This is a genomic window from Streptomyces sp. NPDC001858, assembly GCF_053594615.1.
On record NZ_JBSFEV010000021.1, the window covers coordinates 81,304 to 105,546 of the forward strand.

At 72.9% G+C, this 24,243-nt stretch carries 22 protein-coding genes and 2 pseudogenes; 13 read left to right on the forward strand and 11 right to left on the reverse strand.

The features are described 5' to 3' along the window. Positions 1-1,246: pseudogene (locus ACWCPF_RS26835) on the reverse strand (VWA domain-containing protein); the annotation flags it as partial. Positions 1,247-1,512: 266 nt separating this feature from the next. On the opposite strand from ACWCPF_RS26835, the gene ACWCPF_RS26840 reads away from it, so the two are divergent. Then, complete coding sequence (locus ACWCPF_RS26840; protein ID WP_451047652.1) at positions 1,513-3,573, forward strand: PhoX family protein; 2,061 nt, start codon at positions 1,513-1,515, stop codon at positions 3,571-3,573. Between the two features lie 159 nt (positions 3,574-3,732). On the opposite strand, the gene ACWCPF_RS26845 is transcribed toward ACWCPF_RS26840, so the two are convergent. Both ACWCPF_RS26845 and ACWCPF_RS26850 read right to left on the reverse strand, forming a co-directional pair. Continuing rightward, a complete protein-coding gene (locus ACWCPF_RS26845) occupies positions 3,733-4,686 on the reverse strand; it encodes an endonuclease/exonuclease/phosphatase family protein (RefSeq protein ID WP_451047653.1) in 954 nt (317 codons plus the stop codon). 14 nt (positions 4,687-4,700) lie between these two features. After that, positions 4,701-5,483, reverse strand: coding sequence for an alpha/beta fold hydrolase (locus ACWCPF_RS26850; protein WP_451047654.1), 783 nt, complete (start codon positions 5,481-5,483; stop codon positions 4,701-4,703). A gap of 111 nt (positions 5,484-5,594) precedes the next feature. Here ACWCPF_RS26850 and ACWCPF_RS26855 point away from each other — a divergent pair, with 111 nt between their 5' ends. Continuing rightward, a complete protein-coding gene (locus ACWCPF_RS26855) occupies positions 5,595-6,962 on the forward strand; it encodes an aminotransferase-like domain-containing protein (RefSeq protein WP_451047655.1) in 1,368 nt (455 codons plus the stop codon). Here the strand turns inward: ACWCPF_RS26855 and ACWCPF_RS26860 are convergent. Both ACWCPF_RS26860 and ACWCPF_RS26865 read right to left on the reverse strand, forming a co-directional pair. Then, positions 6,859-7,797 (reverse strand): hypothetical protein, encoded by a 939-nt coding sequence (locus ACWCPF_RS26860; protein ID WP_451047656.1) that lies wholly within the window; start codon positions 7,795-7,797, stop codon positions 6,859-6,861. The two genes, ACWCPF_RS26855 and ACWCPF_RS26860, sit on opposite strands and share 104 nt — an antisense overlap. 226 nt (positions 7,798-8,023) lie before the next feature. Further along, positions 8,024-8,479 (reverse strand): hypothetical protein, encoded by a 456-nt coding sequence (locus tag ACWCPF_RS26865; protein WP_451047657.1) that lies wholly within the window; start codon positions 8,477-8,479, stop codon positions 8,024-8,026. A gap of 134 nt (positions 8,480-8,613) precedes the next feature. Between ACWCPF_RS26865 and ACWCPF_RS26870 the strand changes: the two genes are divergently transcribed. Both ACWCPF_RS26870 and ACWCPF_RS26875 read left to right on the forward strand, forming a co-directional pair. Continuing rightward, entirely contained in the window at positions 8,614-9,804 is a 1,191-nt protein-coding gene (locus tag ACWCPF_RS26870; RefSeq protein ID WP_451047658.1) for a PP2C family protein-serine/threonine phosphatase, read from the forward strand. 63 nt (positions 9,805-9,867) lie between these two features. Next, positions 9,868-10,947: a hypothetical protein gene (locus ACWCPF_RS26875; RefSeq protein WP_451047659.1), complete on the forward strand. Its 1,080-nt coding sequence runs from the start codon at positions 9,868-9,870 to the stop codon at positions 10,945-10,947. Positions 10,948-11,211: 264 nt separating this feature from the next. On the opposite strand, the gene ACWCPF_RS26880 is transcribed toward ACWCPF_RS26875, so the two are convergent. Then, a complete protein-coding gene (locus ACWCPF_RS26880; protein ID WP_451047660.1) occupies positions 11,212-11,379 on the reverse strand; it encodes a hypothetical protein in 168 nt (55 codons plus the stop codon). A 131-nt stretch (positions 11,380-11,510) separates the two neighbouring features. Between ACWCPF_RS26880 and ACWCPF_RS26885 the strand changes: the two genes are divergently transcribed. The 4 genes from ACWCPF_RS26885 to ACWCPF_RS26900 all read left to right on the forward strand — a co-directional run bounded on the left by ACWCPF_RS26885 (position 11,511) and on the right by ACWCPF_RS26900 (position 15,111). Beyond that, the gene (locus ACWCPF_RS26885) at positions 11,511-12,854 is read left to right on the forward strand and encodes a tetratricopeptide repeat protein (RefSeq protein ID WP_451047661.1); all 1,344 of its coding nucleotides are present in this window, start codon (positions 11,511-11,513) and stop codon (positions 12,852-12,854) included. Between the two features lie 140 nt (positions 12,855-12,994). Further along, positions 12,995-13,252 carry a hypothetical protein gene (locus ACWCPF_RS26890; RefSeq protein ID WP_451047662.1) on the forward strand — a complete coding sequence of 86 codons (258 nt, stop codon included), beginning with the start codon at positions 12,995-12,997 and terminating at the stop codon, positions 13,250-13,252. A gap of 90 nt (positions 13,253-13,342) precedes the next feature. Further along, positions 13,343-14,359, forward strand: coding sequence for a permease (locus tag ACWCPF_RS26895; RefSeq protein ID WP_451047663.1), 1,017 nt, complete (start codon positions 13,343-13,345; stop codon positions 14,357-14,359). Beyond that, positions 14,356-15,111: a TIGR03943 family putative permease subunit gene (locus ACWCPF_RS26900; protein WP_451047664.1), complete on the forward strand. Its 756-nt coding sequence runs from the start codon at positions 14,356-14,358 to the stop codon at positions 15,109-15,111. The genes ACWCPF_RS26895 and ACWCPF_RS26900 overlap by 4 nt, the downstream gene beginning before the upstream one ends. Positions 15,112-15,130: 19 nt before the next feature. On the opposite strand, the gene ACWCPF_RS26905 is transcribed toward ACWCPF_RS26900, so the two are convergent. Continuing rightward, a complete protein-coding gene (locus ACWCPF_RS26905) occupies positions 15,131-15,913 on the reverse strand; it encodes a hypothetical protein (RefSeq protein ID WP_451047665.1) in 783 nt (260 codons plus the stop codon). An 807-nt stretch (positions 15,914-16,720) separates the two neighbouring features. Between ACWCPF_RS26905 and ACWCPF_RS26910 the strand changes: the two genes are divergently transcribed. Next, positions 16,721-17,692: a nucleoside hydrolase gene (locus tag ACWCPF_RS26910; RefSeq protein ID WP_451047666.1), complete on the forward strand. Its 972-nt coding sequence runs from the start codon at positions 16,721-16,723 to the stop codon at positions 17,690-17,692. A gap of 26 nt (positions 17,693-17,718) precedes the next feature. Here ACWCPF_RS26910 and ACWCPF_RS26915 read toward each other — a convergent pair whose 3' ends face one another. Both ACWCPF_RS26915 and ACWCPF_RS26920 read right to left on the reverse strand, forming a co-directional pair. Further along, a complete protein-coding gene (locus tag ACWCPF_RS26915; protein WP_451047667.1) occupies positions 17,719-18,246 on the reverse strand; it encodes a DUF1062 domain-containing protein in 528 nt (175 codons plus the stop codon). A 284-nt stretch (positions 18,247-18,530) separates the two neighbouring features. Beyond that, entirely contained in the window at positions 18,531-19,514 is a 984-nt protein-coding gene (locus tag ACWCPF_RS26920) for an LAETG motif-containing sortase-dependent surface protein (RefSeq protein ID WP_451047668.1), read from the reverse strand. Between the two features lie 342 nt (positions 19,515-19,856). On the opposite strand from ACWCPF_RS26920, the gene ACWCPF_RS26925 reads away from it, so the two are divergent. Beyond that, complete coding sequence (locus tag ACWCPF_RS26925; RefSeq protein WP_451047669.1) at positions 19,857-21,536, forward strand: glycoside hydrolase family 13 protein; 1,680 nt, start codon at positions 19,857-19,859, stop codon at positions 21,534-21,536. Positions 21,537-21,556: 20 nt separating this feature from the next. On the opposite strand, the gene ACWCPF_RS26930 is transcribed toward ACWCPF_RS26925, so the two are convergent. Further along, on the reverse strand, positions 21,557-22,297 hold the full coding sequence (locus ACWCPF_RS26930) for a DUF4142 domain-containing protein (protein ID WP_451047720.1): 741 nt from the start codon (positions 22,295-22,297) through the stop codon (positions 21,557-21,559). A gap of 199 nt (positions 22,298-22,496) precedes the next feature. Between ACWCPF_RS26930 and ACWCPF_RS26935 the strand changes: the two genes are divergently transcribed. Next, on the forward strand, positions 22,497-23,237 hold the full coding sequence (locus tag ACWCPF_RS26935; RefSeq protein ID WP_451047670.1) for an MOSC domain-containing protein: 741 nt from the start codon (positions 22,497-22,499) through the stop codon (positions 23,235-23,237). Here the strand turns inward: ACWCPF_RS26935 and ACWCPF_RS26940 are convergent. Continuing rightward, positions 23,206-23,442, reverse strand: coding sequence for a hypothetical protein (locus ACWCPF_RS26940; protein ID WP_451047671.1), 237 nt, complete (start codon positions 23,440-23,442; stop codon positions 23,206-23,208). The genes ACWCPF_RS26935 and ACWCPF_RS26940 overlap by 32 nt on opposite strands. A 188-nt stretch (positions 23,443-23,630) precedes the next feature. Between ACWCPF_RS26940 and ACWCPF_RS26945 the strand changes: the two are divergent. Further along, a pseudogene (locus tag ACWCPF_RS26945) lies at positions 23,631-23,741 on the forward strand (ATP-binding protein); the annotation flags it as partial. 140 nt (positions 23,742-23,881) lie between these two features. Beyond that, the gene (locus ACWCPF_RS26950; RefSeq protein WP_451047672.1) at positions 23,882-24,235 is read left to right on the forward strand and encodes a hypothetical protein; all 354 of its coding nucleotides are present in this window, start codon (positions 23,882-23,884) and stop codon (positions 24,233-24,235) included. Positions 24,236-24,243 lie beyond the last annotated feature (8 nt).

Here is a 24,243-nt window from a genome sequence, read left to right on the forward strand (position 1 = left end):
TAGCTGCGGCAGCGGGCTCGGCCTCGGCTTCGGGCTTCGCTTCGGCGGCGGGCGCGGGCTCCGGGGACACCTCGGCCTCGGGCTCCGCCTCGGCGGCGGGCGTGGCCTCCGGCTTTGCTGCGGCAGCGGGCTCGGCCTCGGCTTCGGGCTTCGCTTCGGCGGCGGGCGCGGGCTCCGGGGACACCTCGGCCTCGGGCTCCGCCTCGGCGGCAGGAGCGGCCTCCGGCTCGGCGGACGGTTCCTCGGCGACGGGAACCGGGACCGGCTCCGGCTCCGGGGCGACCTCAGCCTCGGGCTCGGGGGTGGTCTCGGCCTCCGGCTCAGTGTCGGGGGCGGTCTCGGCCGTCGGTTCCGGCGCGGGCTTTGCCGCCTCGGGCTCGGACGTCGGCTCCGCGGTCTCGGCGGTCGGCGTGGCCTCCGCCGTCGGTTCGGGCTCGGCGTCCTCGGTCGTCGAGGCCGACGTCGGCTCCTCGGCCTCGGCCACAGGCTCGGGCTGTGCCTCGGCCTCCGCCGTCGGCTCGGTCTCGGCGGCCACCGTCGCCGTTTCTGACGCGGGCTCCTCGGACGCCGCCGCCTCTGCGGGTGCCTCAGCGACGGTCTCGGCGGCCGGCGCGGCTTCCGCCGCAGGCTCCTCGGTCGTCGACTCGGCCTCGGCCTCGGCCACAGCCGCAGGCTCGGGCTCCGCCTCGGCGTCCGCCGTCGGTGCCTCGGCCTCGGCCTGGGTCTCCGATGCCGGCTCCTCGGACGTCGGCTCTGCCTTCGCCTCGGCGTCCGCCGTAGGCGTCACCTCGGCCTCGGCTTCAGCGGTCGCCCCGGCTTGGGCCGTCGTCGCAGCCTCAGGGCTCGCATCGGCCTCAGCCGTCACCTTGGCCTCTGAGGCGTCGGCCTCCTCCGGGAGCGGTGCAGTCGCGGCCGGAGTCGCTTTCTTCGTCGGCTCGGGGGTGGGGGTCTCGGCGTCGGTCGGCCTTGTGGGCTTTGGGACTGAGACGTTGTCGAAGGCTGCCGCGACCAGGTCGTGTTCGTCGTCGGTCGACGGGCGGGGTTCGGGGATCTGGGCGGTCGGGGTGGGTTCGGGGGACGGGGACGGGACCGTCGGTTCCGGCTTCGGGGCCGGCGTTTCGTGGTCCCGCTCCTCGGGGGCGGCGGTTCGTTCCTGCGAAGGAACCTGTTCCGCACCCTCTGCCTCGGCGGGACGCCCCTTGCGGGACCTGCCGAACGCGTTCCGCAGGAGAGTGAGAATGCCCATATGCGCAACCCTTCGCATGAGTTGATGCCCGTAAATCCCTGGCCAGGACGGACACGTAAGGTTAGCGGCCCTGGGTGGTGATCTTGGGCAGGGGTGAGTGTGGGGAATCCAGGTGTGTCAATACCGCCTCCCCGCCCCCTGCGCGCAAGCCCAACACCCTTGTGGCTGCCTGGGATTCACCCTTCGTTCACGCTGCGGCAGCGCCTGCGCACATACGTACCCCTACCGTCACGCTCACACCAAGGGCATGCAAGGGGAGATTAAAGGTGCGCAAGCTTCTGCCGTTGATCGGAACGCCGTCCCAGTCCCATCCCGGCGGTCGCTCCGCCATGACCTGCCGTTTCCGGTGTGGTGACGCCTGTTTCCACGAGGTGCCCAACACCAGCGACAACGAGTACGTCGGTGACGTCATCGCCGGGGCCATCGGCCGCCGGACGGTGATGCGCGCCGCCGCCGTCGTGACCGTCGCGGCCGCCGCCGGGACCGCCGGTGCGCTGCCGGCCGCGGCGGCCGCGCCGGGCACCAAAAAACCCGGCGGAGCCGGAAAGGCGGCCCGCGGGCTGCGCTACAGCTCCGTCGCTCCGAACACCCTCGACGCCGTCACCGTCCCGGACGGGTACGCGCAGAACGTCGTCATCCGCTGGGGCGAGCCCATTCTGCGCGGCGCTCCCGCCTTCGACCCGGAGAACCAGACCGCCGCCGCGCAGGCCGGTCAGTTCGGGTACAACAACGACTTCCTGGCGCTGCTGCCGCTCCCGGGCGAGTGCGACCGGCAGCTGCTCGTCGCCAACCACGAGTACACCGACGAGATCCTCATGTTCCGCGGCTACGACGCCGCCAACCCGACCCGGCAGCAGGTCGAGGTCGCCTGGGCGGCGCACGGGCTGGCCGCCGTCGTCGTCGAGGAGGACCGTCGGACCGGGAAGCTGACCGCCGTCCCGCGCCACCACCTCAACCGGCGGGTCACCGCGACCACCGAGTTCCGGCTGACCGGGCCCGCCGCCGGGTCCGACCTGCTGAAGACCTCCGTCGACCCGACCGGCCGCAAGGTCTTCGGCACGCTCAACAACTGCTCCGGCGGCACCACCCCCTGGGGCACCACGCTGCACGGCGAGGAGAACTTCAACCAGTACTTCGCCAACAGCAGCCGGGCCACCGACAAGCGTTACGGGATCGGGACCGGAGCCACCGAGCGCAAGTGGGAGAGGTTCGACAAGCGGTTCGACGTCGCCCAGGAGCCCAACGAGGTGCACCGGTTCGGGTATGTCGTGGAATTCGATCCGTATGACCCGACCTCCACTCCCCGCAAGCACACCGCGCTCGGCCGGTTCAAGCACGAGGCCGCTACCGTGCGGATGACCTCCGACGGGCGGCCGGTCGTCTACTCCGGCGACGACGAGCGGTTCGACTACTTCTACAAGTTCGTCGGCAGCAAGCGCATGAAGAAGGGGTCGAGCCGGGCCGTGCGCGAGCACAACCTGTCGCTGCTCGACGAGGGCACCCTGTACGTCGCCAGGCTGACCGGCGACTCCCCAGCCATCGAGATCGACGGCACCGGCAAGCTGCCCGCCGACGGCGAGTTCGACGGCAGCGGCGAGTGGATCCCGATCGCCACCGCCACCGCCAAGGGCGCCGTCAGCCACGTCGAGGGCATGACCGCGGACGAGGTCTTCGTCTTCACGCGGCTGGCCGGCGACAAGGTGGGTGCGACGAAGATGGACCGGCCCGAGGACATCGAGCCGTCGCCCGTCAGCGGCAAGGTGTACGTCGCGCTGACCAACAACACCAACCGCGGCGTCGGCGCGAACGCCAAGGCCGACGAGGCCAACCCGCGCAACGCCAACAAGCACGGGCACATCCTGGAGCTGACCGAGGCCCGCAACCGCCCGGAGAGCCTCGCCTTCGCCTGGTCGCTGTTCCTGGTCGCCGGTGATCCCGACGACCCGGCGACCTACTTCGCGGGCTTCCCGAAGGACGACGTCAGCCCGATCTCCTGCCCGGACAACGTGGCCTTCGACCCGTACGGCAACCTGTGGATATCCACCGACGGCGCCCAGCTCGGCTCGCACGACGGGCTCTTCGGCGTGGCCACCACGGGTCCGCGGCGCGGTGAGCTCAAGCAGTTCCTGACCGTGCCCAAGGGCGCGGAGACCTGCGGTCCGCTGATCCAGGACCGCCGGGTCCTCGTCGCCGTGCAGCACCCGGGCGAGATCGACGGCGCGACCGTCGACAAGCCGGCCAGCGCCTGGCCGGACGGCGCCGGCAAGTACGTCCGCCCGGCCGTCGTGGCCGTCTGGCGCAAGGACGGCGACGACATCGGTCGCTGAGCGCTCCGCCGGAAGTGCCGCGATCTGCCGCGATGCGCCGTCGTTCCGCTGCGGCGCCATCGTGGCCGGTCGCGCAGTTCCCCGCGCCCCTTCAGGGCGCTACCGAACCGCAGCCGACTTCGCCCGACCTGCTCAGGGCTCTCGCCGTCGTCCGGGCCGTCAGGCCTCGTGCAGGGTGAGGGTCACGAGCAGCGCTCGGTGGTCGGTGCCGTCGAGGTGGAGGAAGCGGGCGTCGCTCGCCGCGAACTGCTTCGAGACGAGGACGTGGTCGATCTGCGCGCCGAACGCGGGCGTGGTGCGGCTCGGCCAGCTGGGCTCGCGGTCCGCGCCGGCGAGCCGGGCCGCGTCGCGCAGCCCGGTGTCCAGGATGCGGCGGAAGACGGCGTGGTCCTGGGAGGCGTTGAAGTCCCCGGCGAGGATCAGCGGACCGTCCCGGTGGGCGGCGGCGAAGTCGCGCAGCCGCCCCAGCTCCCGCTGCCACACGGGCACCTGGCCGGGCAGCGGCGGCTTGGGATGCGCGAGCTGGAGCCGTACGGTCCGTCCGTCGACGTCGGCGACCGCCCCCGGCATCCCCATCTCGCCGGGCACGGCCCGCGCCGCCGTCAGCGGGAACCGGCTGAGGACGACCGAGCCGACGGAGCTCTCCCCGGGCACGGCCTGCCGGTAGGGGTACGCGCCGCCGAGCCGGGTCCGGACGGCCGCCTGGCAGGTGTACTCGCACTCCTGCACGAACACCAGGTCCGGCCGCTCGCGCCGGACCACCGGGATCAGGGCGTCGGTCGCCCACCCGAACTCGACGTTCGACGTCAGCACCCGCAGCCGGGCCAGCGCCGGTCCCCCGGGTTCGTCGCCGGTCCCGTACGGCTCCACGAACCAGGCGAGCAGCCCGAGCACGACGGCCCCCCACACCAGCCCGGTCCACCAGCGGGCGAGCAGCGTGACGAGGATCCCGGCCCCGGTGGGCACGATCAGCCACGGCAGGAAGGCCAGCAGCTGCGGCACGGGCGTGACGCCGTCGGCGTCGGCGACCCGACACCCGACGACCACACTCACCCCGGCCAGCAGCAGCCCCGCGCACCAGGCGCCCAGCAGCCGCACGCGTGTCGAACGCATCCCGGCCAGGCTACCTACGCCTCGACGTTCGCCTCGATGTTCGCTTCGACCTTCGCCAGGAAGTCCGCCAGCACCTTGTTGAACTCCGCCGCCCGCTCCAGGTTCGGCAGGTGGGCCGCGCGGGCGACGACATGGAGCGTGGAGTCGGGGAGCGCCGCGTGCATCGCCGCCGCGTCCGACACCGGGGTGTACTCGTCGTCCTCGCCGACCACGACCAGCGCGGGGACCGTGATCCGGGTCAACAGGGGCCGGTAGTCGGGGCGTTCGGCCCGGCCGCGCAGGGCGGCCGCCGCGCCCTCGGGGGAGGCGGCCGTCATCATGCGGTGCACATGCGCCTTGACGGCCGGGTCGGCGTACGGGGCGACCATCTTCTCCAGGACCTCGTCGGCGTAGCCGGTCATGCCCTCCGCCAGCAGCCGGTCGGCCATGGCGTTGCGGGCGAGGCGGCCCTCGGGGGTCTCCGGCTCGGCGAAGGTGTCGGCGAGGACCAGGCCCCGGACGCGGTCGCCGAGCCGCGCACAGCACTCCATGGCGATCTGGCCGCCCATCGACAGACCGGCCAGCACGAAGGTCTCCACCTCCAGCTCGTCCAGCAGCGACGCGATGTCCTGCGCGAAGTCGGAGAGCAGCGTGATGCCGGGGACCGCCGCCGGGGAGGCGCCGTAGCCGCGCAGGTCCGGGGCGATCACCCGGCGGGTCGGCGAGAACGCCTCGATCTGCGGGTTCCACATCGTGTGGTCGAAGGGGTGGCCGTGGACGAGGACCAGGGGAAGCGGAAGTGGTAGCGGAAGCGCCATGCGATCGACACTAGGGCGGCCCAAATCCTCGGTGCAATAAGATCTTTGCCCTCGGTGCAATCCCAGAGAGTCAAAGATTCAGAGAATCATCGGAGAGAGGAGGGCGGGGAGGTGGGTGACTTCCGGTCTGACTTCCGGTCCATCGCCGACCGCATCGCCGACGACATCACGGCCGGTCGGCTCCGCCCCGGCCAACGGCTCCCCCCGCAGCGCTGGTTCGCGCGCCGGCACCGCATCGCGCCCTCCACGGCCGGACGCGTCTACGGCGAACTCGTGCGGCGCGGGCTGGTGGTGGGGGAGGTCGGCCGGGGCACCTTCGTGCGGGCCGCGCCGGGCGTGCCGCAGGGGCGCGCGCTCATCGAGTCGGCCACCGCCACGCCCGTCAACCTGGAGCTCAACTACCCGGCCGTGCCGGGCCAGTCCGAGCTGCTCGCGCCCTCCCTTGCGCCGCTGCTGCGGGCCGACGCGCTGACCGAGGCGATGCGACCGGGCGCCGCCGACGGGACCGTGGCCGCCCGCGAGGCCGCCGCCGAACTCCTCGCCCTCCCCGGCTGGCGGCCGGACCCCGCCCGGCTCCTCTTCACCGGCAACGCCCGTCAGGCCATCGCCGCGGCCCTCGCCTCCCTGGTCCGGCCGGGCGGCCGGGTCGGCGTGGAGGAACTGACGTATCCGCTGGTCAAGGAGATCGCCGGGCGGCTGGGGCTGGTGCTCGTGCCGCTGCCCGGCGACGCGGAGGGCGTGCGACCGGACGCCCTCGCCGCCCTCCACCGCGCCGCGCCCCTCTCCGCCCTCTACCTCCAGCCCACCCTGCACAACCCGACGGCCGCGACCATGAGCGAGCGGCGGCGGCACGAACTCGGGCGGCTGGTCGTCGCGTCGGGGCTGCCCGTCGTCGAGGACCGCATCTGGTCGTTCCTCCACCCGGACGCCGTGCCGCTCGCCGTGCACGCCCCCGGGCTCACCCATGTCGTCGACGGGCTGTCCAAGCGGGTCGCGCCCGGGCTGACCGTCGGGCTGCTCGTCGTGCCCGAGCAGCGGACGGAGGCGGTGGGGGCCGCGGTGCGGTCCGGTGGCTGGAGCGCGGGGCGGTTCGCGGTGGAGGCGGCCGTGCGGTGGACGGGCGACGGGGTGGTGCGCCGGCTCGTCGAGGAGAAGCGGGCGGACGTCGCCCGGCGGCAGGCGATCCTCGCCGAGCACCTCGTCGGGCACCCCGCGGGGTTCACCGTCCGCACGGATCCGCGCGCCTATTTCGCCTGGTGGGAGCTGCCCGCGCCGTGGCGGGCGGACACCTTCACGGCCGCTGCCGCCGCGCACGGCATCGCCGTCACCCCGGGCACCGCCTTCGCCGTCGACCCGCATCGCACGCCGGACGCGGTCAGGCTCGGACTTGCGTCGGCTCCGCCCCCGGAGCTTGCGCGGGCGCTGCGGACCCTCGCCGCCGTCGCAGCAGCCGGGCCGGCGGGGAACCGGGCCGGCTGAGCCAGGTCGCCGCCGCCACCGTCAGGCCCACCGCGAGCAGCAGCCAGGAGGCCGTGCGCAGGGTGGCGGTGAGGGCGTCGTAGACCGCGCCCGCGGCCGGGCGGTGGGCCGGGTCGGGGAGGTCGGCGAGGGTCAACCGGCGGCCGACGGCGACCGCGAGGCCCAGGAACGCGCCGCCCAGGGCCGTCCCGAGGGCGGTCGCGGTGATCGCCCGGCGCCGGCAGGCCGCGACCGCGATCCCGGCCACCGCGAACACGACGGCCGCCAGGGGAAGCCAGAAACCGGCCACGTCCAGCACGCGATAGCCCTTCCGGAGTGCGGCCAGGTCCTCGGAGGGGAGCAGCGCCACGCGCGTGTGCTCGACGGTGATGCGGTCGGCGAACGGCACGTGATCGACCGTCAGTTGGTGTTTGAGCGGGGCGGTGACGGTCGCCAGGTCGACGGTGACCGGCTCCTCGGCGCGCCCCTCGCGCCCGCCGCGTCCGCCGCGGCCCTCGTGGCCGTCGTCGCGGAGGGCGTGCATCACCGCCGTGTGCGCCGCCTCGTTGCCCGCGTCCCACGCGCTGCGGTAGGCGCGGGTCGCGGTGAACGAGCGGACCGCCTCCCGCAGGAACACCGGGTTCAGCCCGGACTCGCGGGCCACCCCGTCACCCACCGTGTCCACGACGACGTCCCGCACGGCCGGGTCGGAGGCGAGCGGGGCCATCGTCGTCACATAGCCGCGGGTGTCGGTGAGGCCGTAGGCCGCCCAGGCTGCGAGCGCGCCGAACGGCACGAACAGGCAGGACAGCGCGATGAGGGCGGCCGAGAGAGCGGTCCGCAGGCTTCGGGACACGCCTCAAGGCAACGGGGTCGGGGCGCGGAGCGCGAGCCCGTCGCGGCCGTACGGGTGGCGCGCCGTGACATGTTCCGGTGGAGGGTTCGGCCGAACGGGTGTTTCCTGGTTCTGGGGGAGAGACCTCGTCGGACGGCTGGGAGCGGATCCCGGCCGGCCGGTGAGTGGAGGGATGAGGGAATGCACGGGCCCCGGCGTACAACGCCGGGGCCCGTGTGAGGAGTGGTCAGCGGACGCGGTGTCCCTCTCCGTCCTCGCGCGTGTAGTAGCGGTAGAAGAGCGTGACCAGGGTGATCGCCGAGACCGCCAGCGACATGCCCGTGGCCCGCAGGACGGACGCCCCGGTCTGGGCGTACAGGAAGCCGAAGGCGCAGCCGGTGAAGGCCGTCCACAGCAAGGCGTGCAGTTCGCGCCGCATGTGGGGGGCCAGGGAGTGGATGACCAGGTACAGGGCCGCGAACACGAACGCGCTCACGAAGCCGAGCAGGAGGTTCCAGCCGGTGATCGGGCCGCCGGAGCGGTTGTTGGCCGCGACCCAGTAGCCGTAGACCAGCCCCAGTACCACGGCCGTCGACCGCTGGGCGTTCTGATGGAACCGTTCGCTGAACACGTCGGGTGTGCGTGGTCGGGCGAACGGGTTCCGCACGGCCGGCACTGCCGGCGTGGGCGCCGCATGAGCCATGGGAGCACTCCTCTCCTCGTCCCGCCTTCCCTCCAGGGCACACCTGGGGCGGTGCGCTGGCAAGTCGGGCGACGAGCTAGCCCGGGGCGGGGTTCCCGGATGCGGGCGGTCGCGGGGCGTGTTTCGCTCGTCCCATGGACCGTCGTCGTCCGCGGGTCCGGCGCCGGGACGTCCTGCAACGTCACCAGTTGCTCCAGATCAAGGGCCGCAGCATCACGTGGCTGGTGCCGCTGCTCGTGCTCGTCGTCATCACCTACGCCGACTTCAACACCACCGGTGAGTTCCGGATCGTCTCGTGGTGTGTGTTCGTCGCCGCCATCGCCTCCGCGCTGTGCGGGGTCTGGACGACGGCGCTGTTCGCGGGGCTCGCCCTGCTCGCCTACACGACCAGCGACGCCACCTGGCCCTCCGAGTACCGGGAGGGCCCCGCCGATTTCGTCCTGGTGCTGGTCGGCGGGCTGCTGTCGGTGCTGGCCGCGGCGGTCCGGGTGCGCGCCGAGCGGCGGATGCTGCACATGATGGACGTCGCCGAGACGACCCGCCGTACGGTGTTGCGCCCGCTGCCGCCGGGCTGGGGCGGCCTCGACCACGCGGCGGCCTACCTCGCGGCCGACGCCGACGCGCGGATGGGCGGCGACTTCTACGACATCCAGCCCGGCCCGCACGGCACCCGCGTCCTGCTCGGCGATGTGCAGGGCAAGGGGCTGGGCGCGGTGGAGACGGCGGCGGCGCTGCTGGGCACGTTCCGCGAGGCCGCGTACCACGAGGCGGACCTGGGCGTAGTCGCCGCGCGGCTGGAGACCCGGATGCGACGGCATCGTCAGCACACGGTGGCCCTCGGCCGGGCGGACGGCGACCGCTTCGCGACCGCCGTGCTCATCGGCTTCCCGGTCCGGGAGGAGGGCGAGGTGGGGGCGGACGTGGAGACCGTCGAGATCGTCGGGTTCGGGCATGAGCCGGTGCTCGCGGTCGGCGGGGCGGCCGGCGCGGTACGGGTGCTGCCGAACGGCGACCGGCTGCCGCTCGGGCTCGGCGAGCTCGTCGAGCCGCAGGACGGGCCGCGGCCGCTGCCGCCGGTCCTGCGGGTGGCCGTCGCCCCCGGTGAGACGCTGCTGCTCGTCACCGACGGGGTGACCGAGGCACGGGACCGCGCCGGGGAGTTCTATCCGCTGGCCGAGGAGGTCGCGGCGGCCGTCGCCCGCGATCCGCGCGACGCCGAACCGGGCCGCCTGGTCGTCTTCGTGCGGGACGGCACGCTGCGGCACTGCGGGGGGCGTCTCGACGACGACACGACCGTTTTCGCCGTCCGGCGGCTGCAGGCCTGAGACCTCCCTTTGCAGCAGCAGCGGTTACCGTGCTGACGTACGTGATCGACAGGGGAGGGGACCATGACCGGAACCGTGCTGGTGCTCGCGGCCTCGCCCATGGGCAAGGGGCGTCTGGTGGACGCGGCCTCGGTGCTCCCCGTGCTGGCGGCCGTGTCGCCCTCCGTGCTGGCCGGCGCCGACACCGCGAACGTCGTCGAGCTCGCCGATCCGCTGGAGCCGCAGGCCGTGCTGACGCGGCTGCGGGCCGCGGCGGCGGCGCCCGGACCGCTGACCCTGTTCGTCGCCGGACAGCTGCACCTCGACCGCCGCCAGCGGCTGCCGCATCTCGCGCTGGCGCGCACGACGCCGTCGACCGTGCGGTACACGGCGCTGCCGTGGCACTGGTTCCGGGAGGAGCTGCGGCTGCGGGCGGCCGGGTCCACGACGATCGTGCTCGATCTGCACGCGGACCCCGAGGCCTGGGAGTGGCTGGGCGCGAACGCGCTGGACTGCGGGCCCGGGGCCGCCGTGTACGGGCGGGTCGCGCCTCCCCCTGCGGGGCGGCGGGGGATCGCGGCGCCGTCCTACATGAAGGCGGTCGCGACGATACTGCGCAGCGGGGAGCGGCCGGAGATCTCGCGGTTGCATCACGCCGCGCTCGCTCGACTCGCGGGGGAGGGCGAGACGGCGGACCTGGTGCTGTCCGTGCCGTCGGCCCCAGACCGGCTGAAGGACCAGGTCGCCGATCCGCATACCGCCATCTCCGGCGCCGTGCAGGCCGGGCGGCACGCCGATGCCGATTCCCTCGCCGCGCGCTGGGAGCAGGCCGCCGTGGTCGCCCATGGGCGGGGGTCCGAGGAGGCCCTGCACTGGGCCGAGGTCCGGGCGGATCTGGCGATGTTCGCCGGGGACGCCGAGCGGAGCTGCCGGACGTGGATGGCCGTCGCCGTCGTCCGGCTGGAGGTGGGGCAGCCGTTCGACGCGCCCGCCGTGGAGGCGGCCGTGGACCGGGCGCACCACCAGTGGGGGCGGATCGACAGCGCGGCCCGAGCCCGCGAGCTCGGCCCGGCGCTCGCCGAGCTGCGGGCCAGAGTGCCCGGCCGGCGCGAGGGCGCCCTGGACCACGTCCACCAGCAACTACGACAGCTGAGCGCGACCTGAGAGCGCCCTGAAGGGGCGCGGGGCGCTCACATTTGCGGCTCCGCCGCGCGGGCGCGACCAGCCACGACGGCGCGGCAGCGGAACGACGGCACCTCGCGGCACTTCCGGTGGAGCGCCCCGGCGCCCTGAGCGGGTCGGGCGAGGTCGGCTGCGCCCTGAAGGGGCGCGGGGCGCTCACATTTGCGGCTCCGCCGCGCGGGCGCGACCAGCCACGACGGCGCTGCGGCAAAACGACGGCACATCGCGGCACCTCCAGCGGAGCGCCTAGCGGCGCTCCGCCGGCTGATGTGAGGCCGGGGTGGGGTCGTCGGTGGCCGTGGCTCTGGCCGGGCCCGCGTTGGCCGCGGTGATCAGGGCCGTGACAGCCAGGAGCGCTGCGGCGACGGCCCTGACGTAGGGCGCGGAAGGGCGTGCGGCTGTGCGTCCGGGCACGGCTACCTCGCAACGTCGGCGACTGCGATACTCACGTCAGCAAGCCATTAAGCGTGCTTAACTCGCTGTTTAACCTAGGGGCTGAGATAGTCCAACGGCAAGAGGCACAGGGGGAGTTGGGGGAGTCGAACGTGGGAGAGCGGGACGAACCGGAGGTCGTCGGCCGCCGGGTGCAGCGGCTGCGCGTCGAACGAGGCCTGACGCAGCGGCAGTTGGCCGAGCCGACCTACACCCCTGCCTATGTGTCCACCCTGGAGGCGGGCCGCGTGCGGCCCTCCGACGAGGCGCTCAAGCACATCGCCGAACGGCTCGGCGTCGACTTCGAGGAGCTGGCGACCGGCCGGCCCGCCCGGCTCGTCACCGACCTGCGGCTGCGGCTCACCGAGGCCCAGCGGGCGCTGGCCACCGGCGACGCCGAGGAGGCCACCCGGCAGTACACCGAGCTGCTCGCGGAGGCGGAGCAGCACGGCCTGGCCGAGGAACAGGCCACCGCACTGCTCGGCCTCGGCGAGTGCGGGCTCGAAACGGGCGACCTGGAGGCGGCCCGAAGCTGCTTCGAGCGCGCCGAGAACCGTCTCGCCGACGCCCCGCTCACCGCCCGCGTCCCCGCCCTGCGCGGACGCGCCGTCTCCCACTACCTCGCGGGTGAACTCCGATACGCCGTCTACCTGTTGGAGTCCACGCTCGACGAGCTCAACCGGGGCGGACTGCACGACCCGGACGCGCTGCTGCTGCTGTACGCCTCCGTCATCGGCCCGTACATGGACATGGGCGCGGCGGCCCGCGCCGCACAGGCCGCCGAGTTCGCCCTCGCCCTCGCGCCCCAGGTCGGCGACCCCGCGCTCGTCGCCCGGATGCACCGCTCCGTCGCCCGTACTCTCCTCGCCGAGGGCCGCCTGGCCGAGGCCGACGCCTCGCTGGCCAAGGCCGCCGAGCTGTACCGCCAGCTCCAGCTGCGCACCGAACTCGCCAACTGCCACTGGATGCGCGGCTACGTCTACGCGCAGAACGGCGAACTGGAGCGCGCCGAGGACGAGTTGAAGCAGGCGCAGACCATGCTCTCGGCCCAGCGCGCCGCGCTCTACAGCAGCCAGGTCGCCGTCGAACTGGCCGACGTACTGCACCGCAGGGGCAAGTCCGACGAGGCCGCCGCCCTGCTGAACGACGTCCTCGGGGACCTCTCCCCCGAGCGCGGCGCGGTGCACTCCGCGGGCGCGCACCGGCTGCTCGGCATCATCGCCGAGGACGCCCGCGACACGGAGGCCGCCGAGGAGCACTATGTGCGCGCCCTCAGCGTCCTGGAGCGCGCGGGCGCGGCGGGCGACCTCGCCGACCTGTGCCGCCTGCTGGGCGACCTGCTGCGCCGCACCGGCCGCGTCGAGGCCGCCCTGGACGCCTACCGCACCGGCCTCGGCCACCGCACGGCCCCCGGCACGACCACCCTGGGCCCGGCCCCGGCCCAACCCCCGCTGTAGCCGACCCTCCAGCGTGATCCACGTCATGCACCGTGGCTGTTACGGCAGTTGGGCGTCCGGTGTCTCCATGCCGATACCCACGATGAGGGTGTTGCCAGGTGCAACTCCTCTATTTCCGCATTTCGTTAAGGATCAGTTCAATGAAGCTCAAGCGAAAGATCGCTTCCGCCGGCCTTACGGCCGTCGCGGTCCTCGGGTTCGTCGCTGCCGCCACCCCGCAGGCGTCCGCCGACGCCTCGGCGGCGGCAAGCTGGCAGCTTGTGAAAAACTACCCCAGCATTGACAAATGCGATGTGGCTATGAGGTTCATCATCGCTTCGGGGCAAGGCGCCTATTGCGAGCACATGTACATGGCGGACGGCATCTACGTCAGCAGTAACTTGTTCAAGTGGATGTAGTGAGGCCCTAGGTCGCACACAGACGCCCGCACAGCAAGCTCTCCGGAAAGTCTGACGTGACGCACAGCCGTCGTCGCTAGCGTGCCGCGGGTGTACAACCAACGGACTGTCGCCGACGGCCTGCGGCTCGCCGTGCGCGCGTTCGTGTACGCCGTGCTGGGCGGCGCCGCGCTGCTCGCCATCGCCACCGTCGTGTCCGTCCTCGGACCGCTGCTCGCGCTCGACCTCTACACCCCGCCGGTGGCGGCCTGGTGGACGGTCTTCACCGCGATCGCCGTCCAGGGCGTGCCGTTCCTGCTCCTCGGGACGGTCGTGTCGGCGGCGATCGGCGCGTTCGTCCCGGAGCGGGTGTTCCGTCGGCTCCTGCCGCGCAACCCCGCGCTCGCCGTGCCGGTCGCGGGGATCGCGGGGGTGGTGCTGCCCGGCTGCGAGTGCGCCTCCGTGCCGGTGGCCGGGAGCCTGATGCGGCGCGGGGTCGCCCCGGCGGCCGCCCTCGCCTTTCTGCTCTCGGCGCCCGCGATCAACCCGGTCGTGCTCGTCGCGACCTCGATCGCGTTCCCCGGGCAGCCCAAGATGGTCCTGGCCCGGCTGCTCGCCTCGCTCGGCACGGCCGTGGTGATGGGCTGGCTGTGGGCGCGGTTCGGGAAGGAGAAGTGGCTGCGGCTGCCGAAGCCGCGGACGGCCGCCGGAGCGGAAATTCAATCCACGGGCCCCCGCGCCTTCCTCACCGGTCTTCAGCACGACTTCCTGCACGCCGGAGGCTTCCTCGTGCTGGGCGCGGCGGCCGCGGCGACCTTCAACATCGCCGTCCCGCGCTCGGTCCTCGACGTCTTCACCGGGTCCCCGTGGCTCGCGGTGCCGCTGCTGGCGCTGCTGGCCGTCGTGCTGTGCGTGTGCAGCGAGGCCGACGCCTTCGTCGCCGCCTCCCTCAGCGCCTTCCCGCCCACCGCGCGGCTGGCGTTCATGGTGGTGGGCCCGATGGTCGACCTGAAGCTCATCGCCCTCCAGGCGGGCACCTTCGGCCGGTCCTTCGCCGTGCGGTTCGCGTCGGCGACCTGGGTGGTCGCCCTGACCGCCAGCGTCCTCGTGGGGTGGTGGCTGCTGTGAGGCGGTACGGACCGGCGGCACTGCTCCTCCTCACCGGCGGCGCGGTCCTGCGGATCACCCTCGGCAGCGAGCTGTACCTGCGGTACGTGCAGGCGGGCCTACGGCCGTACCTGATCCTGTCCGGGGTCGCGCTGGTCCTGCTGGGCCTGGTGACGGCGGTCCTGCGCCACCGCACACCGGACGAGGACCACGAGGACCACGAGGACCACAGTGAGGAGGACGCAGGCCACGAGGGGCACTCGCACGGCCCGGCCGGACCCCGGGTGGCCTGGCTGCTCACCCTCCCCGCCCTCGCCCTCCTCCTCTTCCCGCCCCCCGCCCTCGGCTCCTACAGCGCCGGCCGCGAAGCCGCCCAGCGGGCCGCGCAGGGCGTCGGCACCTTCCCGGCGCTCCCGGCCGGGAACCCGCTGACGCTCACCGTCGGCGAGTTCAGCTCCCGCGCGATCTACGACAGCGGACGCTCGCTGACGGGCCGTACCGTCCGGCTGACCGGCTTCGTCACCCACGGCGACGACGGCGCCTGGTACGTCACCCGTCTGACCGTCACCTGCTGCGCCGCCGACGCGACCACCGGCAAGGTCGAGATCCGGGGCGCGGACGACGCCGTCCTGCCCGCCGACACCTGGGTCGCCGTCACCGGAACCTGGCTGCCGAAGGGCGAGCTCGGCTCCGACGCGGCCTGGCCGCCGCTGCTGACCGCGACGACGGTCACCCGGGTGAAGCAGCCGGCGGACCCCTACGAAAAGCCGTAGCGGACGCCGCTTCCCGGGTTCACACCTGCACGCGCCCCTGCTTGCGGACGTCCGCGAGCCGCCGTACGCCGAGTTGCACGGCGGCCTGGGTCGCCGCGTTCGGCGGGTCGGCGAGGCCGCCGTTGGTGAGGGCGAAGGCGTCCTCGCCGGTGCGGACGGCGGCGACGTCGAGGGTGAGGACCGTCGGGTCGCCGCCGTTCTCCTCGGCGGTCGCCCAGACGGTCAGGCTCACCCGCAGGCCCTGGCGGACGTCGCCCACCTCCGGCAGCGGCAGCTCGGAGACCTGCACGTCCAGCACGGTGTCGCCGGTCGCCTTCGCCGTGAACCGGGCGCACTTCTGGGGCATCGTCTTCAGCCAGGCCAGCTTGCGGTCGACGTCCGCCGGGCGGTTGCCGGTGAGCTGGTAGCGGAGCTGGGCGCCGGCGTCGGCGTCGTCGAGTGCGACGACCACGCGGGCGGGGCCGCCGAGCAGTTCGTCGGCGTAGAGGTCGTCGAGGAGCTTCTGGCAGTCGGCGGTGGGGGTGGTGGCCTTCAGCATCCCGTCCCGCCAGGTGGCCGTGCCGTGGGTGCGGGTCCAGGGCGCGCCGAGGTCGGTCTCGGTGATGAGAGCGGCCTGCGCCTGCGCCTCGGTGAGCACGGGCGCGGTGGCCGGCGCGGTCGGCTTGGCCGAGGACCGCACGACGGTGGGCTTGGCGGGCGCGGCGGCCGGGGGGTGCTCCAGCCCGAGGGTGGCGCAACCGGTGAGGGCGGTGAGGACGCTGAGGAACAGGGCGGAGGAGGCCAGGAGGGTACGACGGCTCATCGGGGGTTGCCTCCAGAAGTGCGCGCGGGGTCGTGCCGGGCTGTCCCGGTCCGCCTCCTCCCACGGCAACACCACAGCTGCGCCCCGACCAGCGAGGCGGTCCGTACGGGTTAACTGCATTGCTGCGAGCGAGTGGGCCCCCGGCCCACCGGCCCCCGGCCCCCGGCCCACCGGCCCCCGGCCCCCGGCCCCCCGGCCCGGCCGCCCGGCCACCGGCCCCCGGCCCCCCGGCCCCCGGCCCCCCGGCCCGGCCGCCCGGCCACCGGCCCACCGGCCCCCGGCCCCCCGGCCCGGCCGCCCGGCCCCCGGCCCCCCGGCCCGGCCGCCCGGCCACCGGCCTGTCGGCCCACCGGCCGGGCTCCGGGCCGCGGCGAGGCGGTGCCAGGCCGCCGAGGTGCGTCGCCGGGTCGGCACGCGGTGCCGGTCGCAGCCGGTCCGGCTGCGACCGGCAGGGGTTGGGAAGTGGGGCGCACAGTCCGGCGGGCGGCCGTCGGGCCGCGGGGCGGCCGCCGTCTCGGCGAGGCGGGGGCGGCGCGGGGCGGGGGACCGGGCTGTGGGGTCGGCCTGCAGGCCGGGCTGTGGGATCAGGCCGTGGGATCAGGCCGTGGGGTCGGCCTGCGGGATCAGGCCGTGGGACCGGGTTGCAGGACGGGCTGCGGACTCAGGCCGCCGGACCCGCCTGCGGGATCGGGCCGCGGGACCCGTCAGGCGGATCGGGCCGGGGGAGTCGGTCGGTGGGGCTGTGGGGGTGGTTGTGGCCGCATAGGGTCGGGGATGACCGGGTCGGTGTTCGGAAGGAGTCCTTAAGTGACCGAGCAGAGCGGTGAACTGCCCATCCCCGTGATCATCGACTGCGACACCGGCGTCGACGACGCCCTCGCCCTGCTGTTCGCCGTACGCCATCCCGGCCTGGACCTGCGGGCGGTGACCTGCGTCGCCGGGAACACGGACGTGGACGGGGTCGTCCGCAACACGCTGACCGTGCTGGAGCACGCGGGCGCCGGGGACATCCCGGTCGCCCGGGGCGCCGAACGCCCGCTGATCGAGCCCGCCCGTTCGGCGTCGGTGCACGGACAGGACGGCATGGGCGACCTGGGCCTGCCCGCCCCGACCCGCCGCCCGGTCGACGTCGACGCCGTCACCCTGCTGCGCCGCGAGATCCTGGCCTCCCCGCGCCCGGTCACCCTGATCCCCACCGCCCCGCTGACGAACATCGCCCTCCTGCTGCGCACCCACCCGGAGGTGACCCGCAACATCGAGCGGATCGTGTTCATGGGCGGCGCGGTGACGACCGGGAACGCCACCCCGGTCGCGGAGTTCAACGTCTGGCACGACCCGGAGGCGGCGGCGGTCCTGCTCACCGCGGGCGTGCCGATCACGATGTACGGCCTGGACGTGTTCAACCGCGTCCTGGTCCCGGCGGCGGACGTGGCCCGGCTGCGGGCGAGTTCGCAGCCCCGGCTGCGCCTCGCCGGCGAACTGCTCGCCCACCGTGACCCGGCCGCCTCCGGCGACCCGGCCCCCACCGGCGGTCTCGGCGACGCGGGCGCGGTCTGCGCGGTGGCCGACCCGGCGGGCCTGACCACCGAACGCCTCCCGGTCGAGGTCTCCCTCGCCGCCGGCCCGTCCCGCGGCCAGACGATCGTCGACCGCCGCCCCCGCCACGGCGAGTCCGAGACCCACGACGGCATCCGCGAACAGGCCCTGGTGGACGTGGCGTTGGACGTCGACGTGGAGCGCTACGTCAAGCTGTGGCTGACGACGCTGGAAGGCCCGTAGAGGCACTCCAGCGTCGCCAGGAGGGCTCAGCGCTTCAGGGTGAAGGTGAAGTCGTCCGAGAGCTTGCCGGTCAGCCGGACCGCGGAGACGAGACTGCCCTGAGTGATCAGGCGCTCCACCTCGGCCCGTGGAAGACCGCAGCCTTCGGCGATCAGCCGCACCGGCCGGACCGGGATCCGGGCCGCGAAGCGGACCGATACATCGATCACGTCTCTGACTTCCCGGTCCGGTTCGCCGGTGTCCAGGCGCCAGGCCTCGTCCCAGTCGAGGGCGATGCGGTTGCGGCGCCGTACGACCGGATCCTGGAGCAACTCGGCCGCCAGGCCGAGGTCGTTGGCGTGCAACCGGTCCAGCAGCTCAGGCCGTACGGAGCGCACCCGCAGCCGCTCCAGGACCGTGAGCTTCGCCGTTTCCCCGCACCCGGTGCAGAGCATCAGGAGCCAGGCGTCGAGGAGTTTGTGGTGGGCGTTGACGCGGAATTTGCCGTTCGCCCGGAAGCGCTCGGACGCGCACGTAGGGCAACGGCGCAGCACGAGCGGCAGGCAGGTGGGCATGACCACCCAGTTTTCGAGCACAGAAGTACACCGGTTTCAGTGAGAAGTCCGCAGCAAAAAGCAGCGCGGCGCAACTGCGCGACGCGCGACAGATCAGCACTCGGGGGGTCTCACACGGTGTACAACGGCACGTCCTTGCCCAGGCGACTCGGTCGGGCAGCACGGTAGCGGCGCACGGCGACGCCGCTCCACCGGTTTTCGGGCCGCCGTCCGCACACGCGATCCGCACACGCGATCGCCCCGGCACGATGAGCGTGCCGGGGCGATCGAGGGGGGAGCAGGTGTCAGGCGCGGGTCGCCTTGCGGCGGCGGGTCGCGACGACGATGGCCGCGCCGCCCGCCAGCAGCGCCGCGGCGCCGCCCGCGATCAGCGGGGTGTCGCTGTTGGCGCCGGTCTCCGCGAGGTCGCCGCCACCGCTGTTGGGCGTCGGGGCCGGGGCGGTCGTCGACTCGGAGGCCGACGGCGACGGGCTCGTCGAGCCGGAGGGGGACGGGGACGTCGTCGTGCCCTGCGGCGGGGTGCCGGACGGCGAGCCGGAGGGAGTGCCGGACGGCGTGTTCGTGGCCGGAGTCGACGGCGTCTGCGGCGTGGACGGAGCGGTCGGCGGCTTGGCCGGCGGGTTGGCCGGCGGCGGCTCCTCGTTGACCGTGCAGTCCTTCGTGCCGCCGTTCCAGGCCGCGATCAGCTTGTCCTTGATGACCGGACGGTCCGGCCCCTTGGGCAGCTCGCCGTGGACGAAGCCGTCCTTGGCGTCGAGCTCGCCGTCGAACTTGACCGCGCCCCGGTAGAGGTCGATCTGCGCGTAGCAGCCCGCGTCGGGCACGGCGATGTCGAGGGTGTCGGTCTGGCCGGGCTTGACCGTCACGGTGTCGAAGTCGACGAAGACCTGCTCGCCGGAGGTGCGGAAGGTCGCGCCGTGGGCGAGGTAGGAGGCGAGGGAGGCGGTGCAGGTGCCGGCGTTGGCGGCGGCCCGGACGGTGATGTGGATCTTGCCGTCCTGGCTCGGCTTGAGGTTCTGGTCGTCGACCCGCACGGAGTCGAAGAAGTTCTTGCCGTCGAGCGAGAACTGGCAGCGGTCGGTCCCCGTCTCGGTGCCGGCGCCGGTGCCCGGCTGGTACTGGCCGCCGGACTTCCAGCCGTCGCCGCCGGGCGTCCCGGTACCGGCGAAGGCGCCGGACGCGGCGGCGACGGAGGCGGCGCACAGGGTGAGCGAAGCGGCGCCCGTCCCCAGCAGGCGGCGCACGGTGACACGTCTCGCTATGGACATGCGAATCCCATTCTTGACGACTCGCCTACTCGGCGGCCGCCAGGGCTGACTGGTCAGATCAGGAGAAGAGCTCGAAAGGAGAACTCAGGAGAAGCAGGCAGGAGAAGCAGGCAGGAGGAAAACTCAGGGGGAAAACTCAGGAGGAACACTGGTGCCTCTGGTAACGGGCGTCACAGTGTGAGCACATCGTCGTGTGCAGGTCAGACCGCTGTCAACCTGCGTCAAACCTCGAAGAGCCCAAGAATCCGTCACACTTTCACCGCACTTCGGCCGTGTACGGAATGATCTACTCCGAATGACCTGCACGTTCGCTTTCCCGGCAAGTTGGACAGACTTCCGGTCGTGACCGACTTCTCCTCCCACCACTCCGACTGGTGGCGCCAGGCCGTCGTCTACCAGGTCTATCCGCGCAGCTTCGCCGACGCGGACGGCGATGGCCTCGGAGACCTGAGGGGCGTCACCGACCGGCTGCCGCACCTGGCCGCCCTCGGCGTGGACGCACTCTGGCTCTCGCCCTTCTACCCCTCCGAACTGGCCGACGGCGGCTACGACGTCGCCGACTACCGGGACGTCGACCCGCGTCTGGGCACCCTGGCCGACTTCGACGCGCTGGCCGCCGAGGCCCACCGGCTCGGCCTGAAGGTGATCGTCGACGTGGTCCCCAACCACACCTCCCACCTGCACCCCTGGTTCCAGGAGGCGCTGGCGGCCGGCCCCGGCTCCCCGGCCCGCGACCGCTACGTCTTCCGCGAGGGCCGCGGCCCGGACGGCGAACTGCCGCCCACCGACTGGCAGTCGGTCTTCGGCGGCAGCGCATGGCAGCGGATCCCCGACGGCCAGTGGTACCTGCACCTCTTCACCCGGGAGCAACCGGACCTCGACTGGTCCCACGAGGAGGTCCGCGAGGACTTCCGCACCACCCTCCGCTTCTGGTCCGACCGAGGCGTCGACGGTTTCCGCATCGACGTCGCCCACGCCCTCGCCAAAGACCTCACCGAGCCCCTGCGCGACCTGGGCAGCGCAGAGTCGAGCGGCGAGGACGCCCTGTCCCACCTGCCGCCCGGAACGCACCCCTTCTACGACCGCGACGAGGTCCACGAGATCTACCGCGACTGGCGCACGATCCTCGACTCCTACACCCCGCCCCGCACGGCCGTGGCCGAGGCCTGGGTCCCGGGAGCCCGTCGAGCGCTCTACGCCCGCCCGGACGAACTCAACCAGGCCTTCAACTTCGAGTATCTGCAGGCCGGTTGGGACGCGGAGCAGCTTCGCGAGGTCATCACCGAGTCGCTGGCCTCGGCCCGCGCGGTCGGAGCCTCCGCCACCTGGGTGCTGTCCAACCACGACGTCGTCCGCCACTCCTCACGGCTGATGCTGCCACCGGGCACGGACGACAACGCCTGGCTGCTCTCCGACGGCGCCGCCCCGCGCGTGGACGAGCGGGCCGGCCTGCGCCGGGCGCGGGCGGCGACGCTGCTGATGCTGGCGCTGCCGGGATCGTCGTACCTCTACCAGGGGGAGGAACTGGGCCTGCCCGAGGTGGCGGACCTGCCCGTGGACGCCCTCCAGGACCCGCTCTGGGAACAGACGGGCCACGCGAGCAAGGGCAGGGACGGCTGCCGGGTCCCGCTGCCCTGGACGACGACGGGACCGTCGTACGGCTTCGGCGCGGGCGGCGCATGGCTGCCGCAGCCGCCGTCCTTCGCCCGTTACGCGGCCGAGGCGCAGAGCGGCGTGGAAGGCTCCACGCTGGAGCTCTACCGGACGGCCCTGCGCCTGCGCCGCAAACTGCTGTCGGGCGAAGAACTCACGTGGCTCTCGACGACGACGGACACCCCGGGCGTGCTGTACTTCGCCCGCTCGGACGTCGCCTGGCGCTGCATCACGAACCTGTCGAGCGCACCGGTACCGCTGCCACCGGGAGAAGTACTCCTCACCAGCACGCTCGTGGACGACCACGAACCGGGAGGAGGAGTCCTCGAAGGAACCCTCCCCCCGGACACGACGGCCTGGCTGTCGTGAAGCGTTGAGCGACAGACCGCCTACTGAGCCTGCGGCTGCTGCTGCTGACCGTTGATGGCCTTGCTGAGGTCCACCGGGGTGGACGTGGCGTTCGGCGGCGGGGTCAGGACGACCAGCGGCTGACCGGCGGGCGGGACCGGCGGGGTCATGTCCGACTTGGGCAGCTTCGGCGGGGTGGTCTGGTTGAACAGCGTGGTGTCGAAGTCGACCAGGCCGGTGTTCTCCATCACCGTGATGTGGTCCAGCACGGTGTCGTTGGCCTGGTCGGCCAGGGCGCGCACCAGCGTGTTCTTCGTCGTCGAACGGATCTTCGCCACGGTGTTGAAGATCGAGCCGTGCGTCTGGCGCAGGATGTTGGCGAAGTCGATGTCGAACTGCTTGCCCTGGTCGGCCTTGAGGGTGGCGACGAACCCTTCCTGCTGCGGACTCGCCACGTTGGGGATCGTGACGTTCAGCATCGGCGCGATCTTGCGGCAGGTCTCGTCCAGTGCCGCGTGACCGTCGACCAGGTGCTGGCTCGCGATCTTGACCTCTTGGCTCTGCCCCTTCTGGAGCCCGATCAGCCCGACCGGGTGCTCCCAGAGGCCGGCCGCGCGCACCGCCACGACGAAGTTGCGGTCGCCTTCCGTCAGCGGCCCCCACTGGGTGTTGGCGATGATTCTGTCGGTGGACGTGGACACTGTGTCCAGTCCGAGCATCGATGGGTAGGCGAGCGCGCCGAGCGTGAGAGCCATCGCGCCGCCCACGAAGAGAGTTCCCATCGCGTTTCGCGAAAGTTGCACCGTTCCTCCTGCCCGGTCGGGGAATCCGCCGCTGTGTCGCTGCCCGGTGGGCGCCGACAGAGAGGAATACGGGCGGGACACGGTTCGGACTCACAGGATTTGGCAAAAAATTCTTGGAGGGGGAGGACCGTAGGGGACGAGACGGGACGAGACGGGACGGTACGGGGGGGAGCCGGGGATGACGGCAGCGAGGCCGGCGGCGAAGCTGGCGGGAATCACGTATTACCCGGTCAAGGGGTGTGCGGGCATCACGCTCACCGAGGCGACGGTGACCCCGAGCGGTCTCCTGAACGACCGCGCCTACGCGATCCTCGACGAGCGGGGCGACGTCCGCTGGCAGTGGGGAGACCCGCGCCTGGCCCTGATCACCCCTCAACTCGTCGACGACGAACTGACGTTGAGCGCCCCGGGCGTCGACCCGATCCAGGCCGAGGCCGAGGGCACGGCGGCGAACGCCTGGCTCACCGACTTCCTGGGCGTCCCCAGCACCCTGGTCCGGGTGAGTCCCCCGGAAGGCAACAGCAACCGCCTGCACGTCGTGTCCAGCGCGAGCCTGGATTCCCTCAACGACCGGTTGAAATCTCGGGGTTCGACCCCCCTCCCCATGAACCGCTTCCGCCCCAACCTGGTCATCGACGGCTGGCCCACCCCGCACACCGAGGACGACACCCCGCACTTGGCCATAGCAGGCACGGAACTGACCCTCACCGAACGGACGATCCGCTGCGCGATCACGATGGTCGACCAGGAAACCGGTCAACGCGCGGGCCCGGAACCCCTACGCACGCTGGCGACCTACCGCCGCACCACGGACGCCGACGGAGGCATCGCCTTCGGCGCATACTTCACCGTGCACCGCGAGGGAAAGATCTCGGTAGGCGACGAGGTCACGCGGCCGGCGAGCCCTCGGCGTCCTTGAGCAGTCGACGGGCTTTGAACGCGCGGTTCATGGTGTGCACACGGATGGCGGTGAACACGACCACGGCGGCCCCGAGGGCGGCCATCTTCCACTCGTCGTCCCGGACGGCCGCGTAGAAGAGGAAGCCGCTGAAGACGACGCCGAAGACGACGAGCAGAGGCTCACGCACCCAGAACGGGAGCGCGCGAAGCAGGAGACCGATCATTCGGTCACTTCAGCAGGGCCGATCCCCGCGCGCTGTGGTGGAGGCCACAATTCCGCAGGTTCCTGTGTGTATCGCGTACAGAAGGTAAGCGAGGGGGGCGGGGGCCGCAGTGAGCACGGCGACGGGCTCGTCGGACTCGCGGAGATCCCGAGCGGCGGCGGCGGAGGCGAGCTCGAGGCAGGCGTTAGATCGGCGCGTGGGACGCGGACCCCGAACCACCGGACCCGCCCAGCAGGTTGGAGGAGCTCGCGGACGCGGAAAGCGGCCGGGGCATGGCGCTGGTCCGAGCGGGCTGTGCATGCCGTCGTCGCCGACGATCTGTTCGCTGGTCCGAACGGATGACGGAGAAACCTTCCCGCTGCTGATCGTGGAGTAGGGGGCGCAGCCGGTGGCAAAGGTGCAGGCGAAACCCGGCTCTCCTCACGAAACGAGAAACCTCGTGCGTCTTCTGCGCTCCCTCGCCGCCGCCTGCGGGGCCCTCGCCCTCACGGCCGTGCTGGCCACCCCCGCCCAGGCCGCGACCGGCACCTTCGGGTACCAGGTGATCGGCCTCGACGGGCAGCCGCTGTCGGTCAGCCTCGCCGACCCGGCCAGCGGCGAGTGCATCACGCTTGCCGAAGTCGCGGACCCCGACGCGTCCTCGCCCGCCTTCGCCCCGCACAACGACACCGACGAGTTCGCGATCGTCTTCACGGAGCCCGGCTGCGCCGGCGACACCTGGACCCTGCGTCCGCACGGCCGTCCCGCCTCGGAGCGGCTCCAGTTGCGCTCGGTCTTCTTCTACCGGGGGTAGGGCCCCGC